We start from the raw sequence: 11,440 nt of genomic DNA, 5'->3' as shown, positions 1-11,440 counted from the left end.
GAAGGGCCGCCCGTACATTGGTGGCCCTTTACCAATTGAAGCAAGGAAATTTCTCATGAGGAATGCAGTTCTTTCAGCCGCTCTTGTCATGGCTCCGCTGACCTTGTCTGCCGACCCTCTGCCTAGTTGGGGCACGTCCGCGTCCAAGGATAGGATCATCGAATTCGTCGAGGCAGTTACTGACCCGAACGGCGCCGTCTATGTCACACCGGCCGAGCGGGTTGCGGTGTTCGACAATGACGGCACTCTGTGGGCCGAACAGCCGGTCTATTTTCAGCTCACCTTCGCCATGGATCGCCTTGCCGATCTGGCCGAGGCGGACCCCTCGATCCTAACCAGCCCAACGCTGGAAGCTGCGGCAAATGGCGATCTGCAAGCTGTCGCAGAGGGCGGTCACGATGCCTTGATCGAAGTATTGAACGCCTCGCATTCCGGTGTGAGTGTCAAGGAATTCCAGGCATCCGTCGCCGAATGGCTGGACACGGCGCGTCACCCGGATACTGGTTTGCCCTACGATCAGATGACCTATCAACCGATGGTGGAACTGCTGCGCTATCTCAGGGATGAAGGATTCCGCACCTATATTGTCTCGGGCGGCGGTCTGCACTTCATGCGCGTGTTTGCCGAAGATGCCTATGGCATCCCGCCCGAACAGGTTCTGGGCACGTATGCCGACACAACTTATGAAACAGATGATGGCGCTCCGGTCATAACCAAGGCCCCCGGCATCGCCTTTGTCGATGACAAAGAGGGCAAGCCCATCAACATCGAACGCACGATTGGCAGACGCCCCATTCTGGCTGGCGGCAACTCGGACGGGGATTTCGCCATGCTGGAATGGACCACTGCAGGCGACGGTCCGCGACTGGGGGTTCTGATTCACCACACCGATGCCGAGCGTGAATGGGCTTATGACCGCGAAAGCCCGATCGGGAAACTGGTCGACGGGCTGGACAAGGGGCCCGACATGGGCTGGGTCATTGTTGATATGGCGCAAGACTGGGATCGCATCTACACTGGTTCCGAATAAGGCACTCAGAGACCGATAACCCCATGTGGACACTGCTTGTTTCCGCGTTCGTCTTCTTTCTGTATGTGACGGCCGCGGTGTTTTCGATACGGGCGGCCCAGACCGCTCGCACGCCCCAGGGGGCCGTCGGGTGGGTGGTCCTTTTGATCTCGGCCCCGTTTGTCGGTGTGCCGCTATATCTGTTTCTGGGGCACCACCGGTTCCGCGGTTATCGGATCGCTCGCAAGCACAGCGAAAGGGTCGTCGAAGGCATCAAAACATTTGCGGATTTCTCGAAACCAGATCCGGCCTCGATGACGATCAACCCCCGCCCTTTCGAGGCGTTGGCACATCTGCCGGTCTCGCGCGGAAACGGGGCCGAATTGCTGATTGACGGGCAAGCGACGTTCGACGCCATATTCAAGGAAATCGATGCTGCGCTGAATTATATCCTGATCCAGTTCTACATCGTCCGTGATGACGCACTGGGTAAACAGCTCAAAGACAAGCTGATCGCCGCCACCAAACGCGGCGTGTCAGTTCGGTTCATGACGGATGCTGTGGGCAGCTATGGCTTACCAACCGCCTATCTGGACGAGCTGCGCGCAGCCGGAATCGAGATCGCCAATCCGCGAGACCGTCGAGGGCCGCAATACCGTTTTCAACTGAATTACCGCAATCATCGCAAAACCGTGATCATCGATGGTGAGACCGGCTTTACCGGCGGTCACAATGTGGGTGTGGAATATCTGGGCCAAAACGCGCATTTCGGTCATTGGCGCGACACGCATATCAGGATGACCGGCCATATCGTCCGGCAGCTGCAGTTGATTTTCACTGAAGACTGGCACTGGGCCCATGAAGAAGATCTGATCGAACAACTGGACTGGGCCGGATCAGAATCCGATCAGGACATGAATGCCCTGATCGTCGCTACCGGCCCCGGCGACGAAACGGAAACCGGCGCGATGATGTTCTTTGCCGCCATCACCGAAGCGAAAGAAAGACTGTGGATCGCCTCTCCTTATTTCGTGCCCGATATTGACATCATAACTGCCCTTCAACACGCCGCCCTGCGCGGTGTGGATGTGCGCATTCTGGTGCCTGACGTCATCGACCACCGCCTGCCCTGGCTGGCCGCCTTCGCCTATTTTGACGAGGTCAGGGAGTGCGGCGCGCGCGTGTTCCGCTACACCGACGGTTTCATGCACCAGAAGGTCTTTGTGGTCGACGACACGCTGGCGGCCGTAGGAACCACCAATCTGGACAACCGCTCTTTCCGCCTGAATTTCGAAGCGATGGCCCTGTTCTTTGATCCACGAGCGGCGCAGGCTGTGGACAAGATGCTGCAGGCTGATTTCGAAAGAAGCTATGAACTGACCAAGAAACTTCCCGAACAACCGGCCTATATCCGGTTTGGGTCGCCTCTCGCCCGGCTGTTCGCGCCGATCCTCTAGGACATCAGTTCCTCTTTGAAGACTTGCGTCATCAGCGCCACCATAAAGGCAGTAGACAACCCGAACGCCAGCAGACCGGTCACCGACGCGAACGCTCCAAATATGCGCAACGGCTCCCCAAGAACGATGTCGCCGTAGCCCAGCGTAGTGAACGTCACCAATGAGAAGTACAAGGCCGAGTTCCAGTCAGGCAGAACATCCCCCAGCATCCAGACGATTGCCCAAAGCCAGACCTGAAACGTGTGAATGGCAACGATAAAGACGAGGGCTATGCAGATAGGCGCCGCGATAGAAAAGAACTTCTTACTGTTTTCCAACCTTAGCGACATGACGCGAACCACCTGTGTGCACCACGTAAGAAGGATGATCTCGATCAGAAAACAGATGCCCAGATATATGCTGCCCCAAAGGATTTGCTGCGTTAACGTCATCAATTCGCTTATCATGTTCCGGCCCGAAGAAGTTCCACCACAATGGCGACTTAACCGGAAAAGGACAAGGCTGCGGCGAATGGAAACGAATGCGGCTGGACGCTGGACTCTGCCGGTCAGCGGCGCACATTGTTGCGTGCACAGTCCGAGGTTTTTGCATGCTGCTGACGATCGACAAGGTCCAGAAATCCTATCCGGGTGGACGCCCCGTTTTGCGGGACGTGTCGCTGACCCTCGACCAGGGGCAGACGCTGGCCTTGACCGGAGAAAGCGGTAGCGGCAAAAGCACGCTGCTCAACCTCGCGGCAGCTCTGGACAGCTTCGACGGCGGAGAGATCACGCTGGACGGAACCGCCCTGTCACCACTTGATGACGCCGGACGCGCCGCGCTGCGTCGGCAAAGCGTTTCGCTGGTGTTTCAGCAGTTCAACCTGATACCCTCGCTGACGGTTGCGCAGAACCTGTCATTCCACGCCAGGCTGGCGGATCGCGAGGATAACGCCTGGACCACGCAGCTGGCCGAGCGGTTAGGCCTGTCCGACTTGCTGACGCGTTTTCCCGAGAGCTTGTCCGGCGGGCAGCAACAGCGCGTCGCCATCGGCCGCGCCATGGCCGCGCGACCAAAACTCCTGTTGGCGGACGAGCCCACGGGAAATCTGGACGAAACCGCCAGCGCCACTGTGCTGGACCTGATGTTGTCGCTGGTCGCCGATACCGGCGCTGCCCTGCTGTTGGTCACTCATTCGCAGGATATCGCCGGACGGCTGGACAGGCACGCGCATCTGGCCGGTGGCAACATCACATGACCGGCGCGGTGATACAGGCCCTGCTGTCGCATTGGCGGCGCCACAAGCTGCAAATGGCCACCTTGCTGATCGGAATTGCGCTGGCCACGGGGCTGTGGTCCGCCGTTCAGGCGATCAACGCCGAGGCGCGCGCCAGCTATCAGCGCGCTAACGACCAGCTTGCGCTGGGCCTGTATGACGAGTTGCGCGACCCCTCCGGTCTGATCCCGATTGCGCGCTATGTCGCGCTACGCCGCGCCGGGTGGCAGGTCGCAGCGGTTCTGGAAGGGCCATTGCGTCTGAATGGACGCACGGTACAGGTGATGGGTGTCGACATGGTGGCCTATCCAGCCCTGCCCGCTGTGACGCAGATCGAACAGTCGGCAACGCCCCCGGAACCGGCCGACATTCTGACCGCACCTGGCCGATTACTGGCATCCCCCGAACTGGCCGATGTGCTGAGTACGCATGACAATCTTCCGTCGATCCTGCAAACGGATGCAGTCCCGCCCGACCTGATCCTCACCGATATTGGCGTGGCCGAGAAGCTGCTGGAGAAACCCGGCCAGATTTCCCGGCTTCTGGTGTTGCCCGATCAGCCGCGCGACACGCCTCCGCTGTCGGACATCGCACCCGAACTGGAACGCATTGAGGCCTCGGCCCGGCTGGACGCAGCCCAGTTGACGGACAGTTTTCACCTGAACCTGACGGCTTTCGGCCTGTTGTCCTTTGCTGTCGGGTTATTCATCGTCCACGGCACCGTCGGTCTGGCCTTTGCCCAGCGGCGAGCGATGATCCGAACCTTGCGGGCACTGGGTGTTTCGATGCGGCGGCTGGTCTGGATGATCATGGCGGAACTGGCCCTCTTGGCCCTGATTGGCGGCCTGTTGGGATTGATCCTTGGCTTCTTTCTGGCCGGCGCCTTGCTGCCCGACGTCGCTGCCACCTTGCGCGGGCTGTACGGAGCGCCCGTTGACGGGCAAATGACCCTGCAGCCGCAATGGGTTCTGGTCGGTCTGGCGATGGCCTTGGCGGGCACGCTACTGGCCAGTGGTCAGGCCCTGTTTCGACTGTCACGTATGCCCTTACTGACCGGGGCTGGCCTGCAGGCATGGCGAGGATCAACAAGCGGGCACCGCACTACCGGGCTGCTCGGGTTGATCCTGATCGGCGGTGGCTTTGCCATCGGATATACGATCGACGGATTGATCGCAGGGTTTGCCATGGTGGGTGGTATCCTGACTGGCGCCGCACTGATCCTGCCATCCCTGCTGTCACTTGCCCTGTCGGTATTCCAACGCAACGCCCTAGGTCCTGTTGCACAATGGGTTTGGGCCGACATGCGTGCGCAATTGCCGGGACTTTCGCTGGCCCTGATGGCGCTGCTGCTGGCCTTGGCGGCGAATGTCGGCGTTGGCACCATGGTATCCAGCTTTCGGTTGACCTTCACCGGTTGGCTGGATCAGCGCCTGACCTCCGAACTTTACATTACCGCCACCGACAATCAGCAAGGCCAACAGATCGCACAGTGGCTAGAACCGCAGGTGGACGCCGTACTTCCAATCCGCAGCATTGAGCTGACGCATGAAACGGGACCGCTTTTCCTGTACGGGATTGTGGACCACCAGACCTACCGCGAGCATTGGCCGATCATCGCATCCTCGGACGGCGTGTGGGATCGCCTTCATGCGGGTGATGCCGTCGTGGTCAACGAACAACTCGCCCGGCGTGCGAACCTGTGGCCCGGAGACGCGCTGACCCTCCGACAGGGTCATACCCTGCCCATTGCGGGCGTTTATTCGGATTACGGAAACCCGACCGGACAGGCCATCGTGTCAATGTCTCAGCTGGACCGGATCGCGCCGGGGGCTGACACACGCCGGTTCGGTATCCGTATTGCACCAGAGCGCGCCACAGAGATGGCACAAGCCCTGAGAGATCAGTTCGACCTACCACGCCAAGCCGTCGTGCAGCAGGCGGCGATGAAAGCGCAATCGCTGACGATCTTTGACAAGACCTTTGTCGTGACATCGGCGTTGAACGTTCTGACTCTAGGCGTTGCCGGGTTTGCTATCCTGACCAGCCTGCTGACCTTGTGGACCCAACGCCTGCCGCAAGTTGCGCCGGTCTGGGCGCTGGGTCTGACACGGTTGCAATTGGCGCGGCTAGAGTTGTTGCGCAGCGCGCTGCTGTCTGCTCTGACAGCGGTTCTGGCCCTGCCGCTGGGTCTGGTACTGGCTTGGGCCCTGTTGGCGGTGATCAACGTACAAGCATTTGGCTGGCGGCTGCCGATGTATCTTTTCCCGGCTGACTGGGCCTATCTATTCGCTCTGACCCTGCTGGCCGCCTTTGTCGCGGCCGCCTTACCCGCGCTGCGTTTGCTTCGCCTGCCGCCTGCCGATTTGTTGAGGGTTTTTGCCAATGAACGTTAAAGCCTGGCTCTTTGTTCTGTTCCTGTTGCCCCCTGCTGCTTTACGCGCGCAAGGCTATGCCGGGTTGGGTGGTTCGGCCGAAGGGTTCGACATACCGCAACCCGGCTATCAATTCGAATTCCCCCACGATCACGGCCCGCATCCCAGCTTTCGGATCGAATGGTGGTACCTGACCGCAAACCTGACCGGCGAGGACGGGCGCGACTACGGTATTCAATGGACCCTGTTCCGATCAGCCCTGAAACCGTTTGAGGCGGATGGGTGGCAGAGCCCGCAACTGTGGATGGGCCACGCCGCCGTCACGACGCCTGAAACGCACTATTTCGCCGAACGCTTGTCGCGCGGGGGGATTGGTCAGGCCGGGGTGACCTCTGACCCGTTCGAGGCCTGGATCGACGAATGGCGTATGCGCGGAGCAAACCCCAGCGCGGTGACCCTTTCGGCCAGCGGCGCCGAGTTTGCCTATGACCTGTCGCTGAACGCCCACGGCCCGTTTGTGTTTCACGGAGACGCCGGATACTCGATCAAGTCCGCCGATGGGCAAGCCAGCTACTATTACTCGCAACCCTTTTATTCGGTCGAGGGCGTGCTGCACCTGCCCGAGGGTGATGTGGCGGTCACCGGTCAGGGCTGGCTGGACCGCGAGTGGTCCTCACAACCACTGGCCGCGGATCAGAGCGGCTGGGACTGGTTTTCGCTCAGCTTTGACGACGGAGACAAGCTGATGGCCTTCCGCCTGCGCGGCGGACGCGGCGATTTCACGGCGGCTACATGGATCGCGCCGGACGGAACCACCATGCCCCTTCCGGACGGGTCCGTGTCCTTCACCCCAATGGACACCGCCCGAGTGGCGGGACGGGGCGTGCCCGTTCAATGGCGCGTAACCCTGCCGAACCGCGACTTGGACGTCGAGGTTTCCGCCATCACCCCCGATTCCTGGATGGGTACAAGCTTCGAGTACTGGGAAGGTCCCGTCACGGTATCCGGCAGCCACCAAGGCCGCGGATACCTTGAGATGACGGGGTACTGACCCTAGCGCACGACGTAGACCGAAACAGTCGAGTGGCGTACAACCCGCGCCGCGTTCGGCCCCAACAGGTAGTCTTTGAGATCCGGTTTGTGTGCACCAATAACGATCAGATCGCTGCCAGCGCTTTCGGCGGTTTTCAGAATCTCCTGATAGGCCGTGCCGGTGGCGACGACATGGCGGATCTTGGCGTTCCGCTCATCCCCAAGGGCTGAAATGCACAACTCAGACAGTTTAGCCTGCGCCTCTTCCAACGCCTTTTCGTGAAAGTCGGCCTGAAAGAAACCGGAAACCCAGCTTTCGCCGAAATCGGGCAGAACGGTCACCACATCCAGTTGTGCGTTGTGCTGATCGGCCAATACTGCCGCTGTCTTCAGCACATTCACGTCAAGGTCGCCGTTGCTGATATCGACGGCGCAGAGAACAGAGTTTGTCATGCGGGCACCTCTTGTCTGACGGCACGGCCACGTTGCAGGAAGGCGATGAGACCCAGCAGGATCAGCGCAGGGATATACATCAGTTGCTTCGGAGGTTGGCTGGACGGCAGACTGATCGAAGTCAGACGCACCGCTTCATCGCCGTAATAGTCGAACATGTCCAACTCATCCGCTACGGGCGTGCCGAACATCGGTTCCTCCAGCTTGATCAGACCGTCCTCTTCCAACAGTATCAGCCCCATGGCATCGACCCGGGATTCACCGCCTTCTTCGTTGCCGACCGAAACAACGACTGTCGTGTCTGTCATCTCAAGCGTGTCGAAATCCGGGCCGCTGACCACCATTCGCACCTCGGTCCCCGGGGGGGTTTGTCCGATGGTTTCCACAAAGGCGGCTGGCTCGACCGACGTATAAGGCGGCGCGATGCGGTCCATGAAATAGTCGGGTCTGAACAAGGCGAAAGCCACGGCGATCAGTGCGATGCTTTCATAGATACGGCTGTGGGTGAGGAAGTACCCCATTGTCCCCGCCGTGAAGACAAGGATCGCTATTGTTGCAAATATCGCAACTATGATCCCTTCAACCCAGGTCACATCAATCAACAATAGGTCCGTGTTGAAGATGAACACAAACGGCAGTGCAACGGTGCGAAGGCTGTAGAAGAACGCGGTGAATCCGGTCTTGATCGCGTCGCCCCCCGACACAGCGGCGGCTGCAAAACTAGCCAAACCTACTGGGGGCGTCACGTCTGCCATAATCCCGAAATAGAACACGAACAGGTGCACGGCGATCAGAGGAACGATCAGACCGCTCTGCGCGCCCAGTTCGACAACCACACCGGCCATAAGCGAGCTAACCACGATATAGTTCGCAGTGGTCGGCAGGCCCATGCCAAGGATCAGGCTGAGCAAGCCAACCATGACCAACATCAGGATCAGGTTACCGCCTGAAAGGAACTCGACCAAATCGGCCATCACCTGCCCGACCCCGGTCAGGGTCACGGTACCCACGATGACACCAGCCGTGGCCGTGGCCAGAGCGATCCCGATCATGTTGCGCGCACCATCGATCAGGCCCTGCCACAGATCAGCGACACCATCGATGAAGTTGTCTTTTAGATTGCTTTGTCCACGGAACAGCGCCTTGAGCGGCTTTTGCGTCAGCAGGATCACGAACAGCAGCGCTGTCGCCCAGAATGCCGACAGCCCCGGCGATTTCTGTTCGATCATCAGGAAGTAGACCAGAACGATGATCGGCAGCAGATAGTGAAGACCTGCTTTGTAGATCTCTGCGATTACCGGTAGTTCCACCTCTTTGGCATTCGGATCGTCGGGCTCCAGATCTGGCACCTGCGCGGCCAGATACAGCAACACGACGTAGACCGCACAGACGATCAGGCTCAGGATCAGACCTGCAGAGGATGGGGCCCAACTGGTAACCGCTTCGACCGGGAACTGCGAGCCATAGCAGAGGCCAGCGAACACGAGGAAGAAGGACAGCATCCCAACGACCGTGCGCGCCAGATGCACCTCGCGATTGCCCAGCGTGGGCATGTTCCGCTTCACCGCCTCAAGGTGCACGATGTAGACCAGCGCGATGTAGGAAATCGCGGCGGGCAGGAAGGCGTGAGTGATCACCTCAACGTAAGAGATGCCCACATATTCGACCATCAGGAAGGCCGCAGCGCCCATCACCGGCGGCATGATTTGACCATTCACGGATGAGGCAACCTCGACCGAACCCGCTTGCTCGCTTGAGAAGCCCACACGTTTCATCAAAGGGATGGTGAATGTGCCGGTGGTCACGACGTTGGCAATCGACGAGCCCGAGATCAGACCAGTCGCAGCCGAACCAACAACAGCCGCCTTGGCCGGACCACCGCGCAGGTGGCCAAGCGCACCAAAGGCCATCTTGATAAAGTAGTTCCCTGCCCCGGCCTTATCCAGCAAAGCGCCGAACAGCACGAACAGGAACACGAATTTTGTAGAAACACCAAGCGCGATACCGAATACGCCCTCGGACGTGATCCACATATGACTCATCGCCTTCTTCAGGCTCGCGCCTTTCCAGCGGATTACTTCGGGCACCCATTCGGAAGAGCCAAAGAACACATAAGCCAGAAAAATCGTTGCGATAATGGCCATTGCCGGGCCTAGCGCGCGGCGCGCGGCCTCAAACAGTAGCAGCAGACCTACCAGAGCCACCCATTTATCCGTATCGTCGGCAAGTCCCCCTGCGTCGACGATCTTTTCGTAGAAGAAGTATCCGTACAGAGCCAGAAACGCGCCGACGATCCCCATGATCCAGTCCTGGACCGGGATGTAGTCACGTGGGCTGGATTTCAGCGCCGGATAGGCCGCAAAGGCCAGAAACATCGCAAAGGCCAGGTGGAACTGCCGCGCATTGTTCACCACACTGCCCGGCAACACATAGTTGGCGATAGGTGAGGCCAAAAGCACCTGAAAGATCGACCAGATCGCGGCCACAATGGCCAGAAAAACCCCGACGTTACCGACTGGATTTCGCCCACCCGCATCGGACGAGGCTACAAGTTCCTGCAGCTCTTCTTCGGATAGCGGGCGATTGGATTGTGTGTCGGAACTCATGGAAATGTCTCCCCGTCGCGGCCATTTTTGGCCTTCTGAACCACCCGATTTGTTCGGGTTTGGGTCGCAGGGCGCCGTTTGGCACCCTGCTTCAAGCCTGGCTTACTGAATCCAGCCTTTTTCTTTGTAGTACTTCTCAGCACCCGGATGCAGCGGAGCCGACAGGCCGTCTGCGATCATTTCTTCGGGCTTGAGGTTGGCAAATGCCGGGTGCAGCTTTTTGAAGTCGTCGAAGTTTTCGAAGACCGAACTGACAACCGCATAAACCGCGTCTTCCGACACGTCAGCCGAGGTCACGAAGGTCGCGCCGACACCAAAGGTTGCGGTATCACCATCCGAACCGCGGTACATGCCGCCGGGGATGGTCGCAGTACGGTAGAACGAGTTGTCGTCGACCAGCTTGTTCACCGCATCACCGCTCACGTTCACCAGAACCGAGTCACACGCTGTGGTGGCTTCCTGGATCGAACCCGAGGGGTGACCGACGGTGTAGACCATCGCGTCAATCTGGTTGTCGCACAGCGCCGCGGACTGTTCAGCCGCTTTCAGCTCGGTCGCCAGCTCGAAATCGTCGGTGGTCCAACCCAGTTCGCCTAGCAAAACCTCCATAGTGCCGCGCTGACCTGAACCGGGGTTACCGATGTTGACGCGCTTGCCCTTCAGGTCTTCAAAGTTGGCGATACCGGAATCCGCACGGGCGACAACGGTGAACGGCTCAGGGTGTACCGAGAACACGGCGCGCAGACCTTCGAACGGGCCAGCCTCTTCGAATTTCGAGCTGCCGTTATAGGCGTGGTACTGCCAGTCGGACTGCGCCACACCGAATTCTAGTTCGCCTTCGCGAATGGTGTTGATGTTGTAGACCGAACCACCGGTTGACTCGACCGAGCAACGTACGCCGTGTTCCTTGCGGCCCTTATTGACCAGACGGCAGATCGCGCCACCGGTCGGGTAATACACACCGGTCACGCCGCCGGTGCCGATGGTGATGAATTCTTCCGCATATGCTGCCGGAGCCATAAGGGCCGCAGTGACGACCGCGCCGAGGCTGAGCTTGCTGCTGTTTTTCATTTTTGAGAACTCCCAATTCTTATGGTGTATGGGAGATCGCCCGGCGATCCCCCCTCCAGGGACCCCGCCGGTTAAGGCAAGCGCCAGCATGTTGCAACAGGTGCAAGCGCCTGAATTTTCAAAATCTCCCAACATCTTCGACGTTTCATTCAGACACTCAACTTGTCAACCCCCGCGCGTGGCCC

Annotated in this window: 9 protein-coding genes; 5 read left to right on the top strand and 4 right to left on the bottom strand. The window is 59.4% G+C overall.

Going from position 1 to position 11,440, the window contains the following annotated elements:
• The first annotated feature begins 55 nt into the window (after positions 1 to 55).
• Entirely contained in the window at positions 56 to 1,030 is a 975-nt protein-coding gene (locus ACR0IK_RS02460; protein ID WP_480588990.1) for an HAD family hydrolase, read from the top strand.
• A 23-nt stretch (positions 1,031 to 1,053) separates the two neighbouring features.
• A complete protein-coding gene (gene cls / locus ACR0IK_RS02455) occupies positions 1,054 to 2,466 on the top strand; it encodes a cardiolipin synthase (protein WP_480640337.1) in 1,413 nt (470 codons plus the stop codon).
• On the opposite strand, the gene ACR0IK_RS02450 is transcribed toward cls, so the two are convergent.
• On the bottom strand, positions 2,463 to 2,897 hold the full coding sequence (locus ACR0IK_RS02450) for an ion channel (RefSeq protein WP_480588994.1): 435 nt from the start codon (positions 2,895 to 2,897) through the stop codon (positions 2,463 to 2,465). The two genes, cls and ACR0IK_RS02450, sit on opposite strands and share 4 nt — an antisense overlap.
• 158 nt (positions 2,898 to 3,055) lie before the next feature.
• Here ACR0IK_RS02450 and ACR0IK_RS02445 point away from each other — a divergent pair, with 158 nt between their 5' ends.
• Genes ACR0IK_RS02445 through ACR0IK_RS02435 form a run of 3 tightly spaced genes read left to right on the top strand, consistent with a single transcriptional unit; the run spans position 3,056 to position 7,144 of the window.
• A complete protein-coding gene (locus tag ACR0IK_RS02445; protein ID WP_480640336.1) occupies positions 3,056 to 3,703 on the top strand; it encodes an ABC transporter ATP-binding protein in 648 nt (215 codons plus the stop codon).
• Entirely contained in the window at positions 3,700 to 6,114 is a 2,415-nt protein-coding gene (locus ACR0IK_RS02440; RefSeq protein WP_480640335.1) for an ABC transporter permease, read from the top strand. The genes ACR0IK_RS02445 and ACR0IK_RS02440 overlap by 4 nt, the downstream gene beginning before the upstream one ends.
• A complete protein-coding gene (locus tag ACR0IK_RS02435) occupies positions 6,104 to 7,144 on the top strand; it encodes a lipocalin-like domain-containing protein (RefSeq protein ID WP_480640334.1) in 1,041 nt (346 codons plus the stop codon). The genes ACR0IK_RS02440 and ACR0IK_RS02435 overlap by 11 nt, the downstream gene beginning before the upstream one ends.
• A gap of 2 nt (positions 7,145 to 7,146) precedes the next feature.
• Here ACR0IK_RS02435 and ACR0IK_RS02430 read toward each other — a convergent pair whose 3' ends face one another.
• From ACR0IK_RS02430 to ACR0IK_RS02420, 3 genes are all read right to left on the bottom strand, one after another.
• The gene (locus tag ACR0IK_RS02430) at positions 7,147 to 7,578 is read right to left on the bottom strand and encodes a universal stress protein (protein WP_480589002.1); all 432 of its coding nucleotides are present in this window, start codon (positions 7,576 to 7,578) and stop codon (positions 7,147 to 7,149) included.
• Complete coding sequence (locus ACR0IK_RS02425) at positions 7,575 to 10,184, bottom strand: TRAP transporter permease (protein ID WP_480589004.1); 2,610 nt, start codon at positions 10,182 to 10,184, stop codon at positions 7,575 to 7,577. The genes ACR0IK_RS02430 and ACR0IK_RS02425 overlap by 4 nt, the downstream gene beginning before the upstream one ends.
• Positions 10,185 to 10,286: 102 nt before the next feature.
• Positions 10,287 to 11,255 carry a TAXI family TRAP transporter solute-binding subunit gene (locus tag ACR0IK_RS02420; protein ID WP_480640333.1) on the bottom strand — a complete coding sequence of 323 codons (969 nt, stop codon included), beginning with the start codon at positions 11,253 to 11,255 and terminating at the stop codon, positions 10,287 to 10,289.
• Positions 11,256 to 11,440 lie beyond the last annotated feature (185 nt).

This window comes from Ruegeria sp. BF7, from assembly GCF_056538605.1.
The sequence above is the reverse complement of the archived record's forward strand: the minus strand, read 5'-3'. Positions and strand labels throughout refer to the sequence as shown.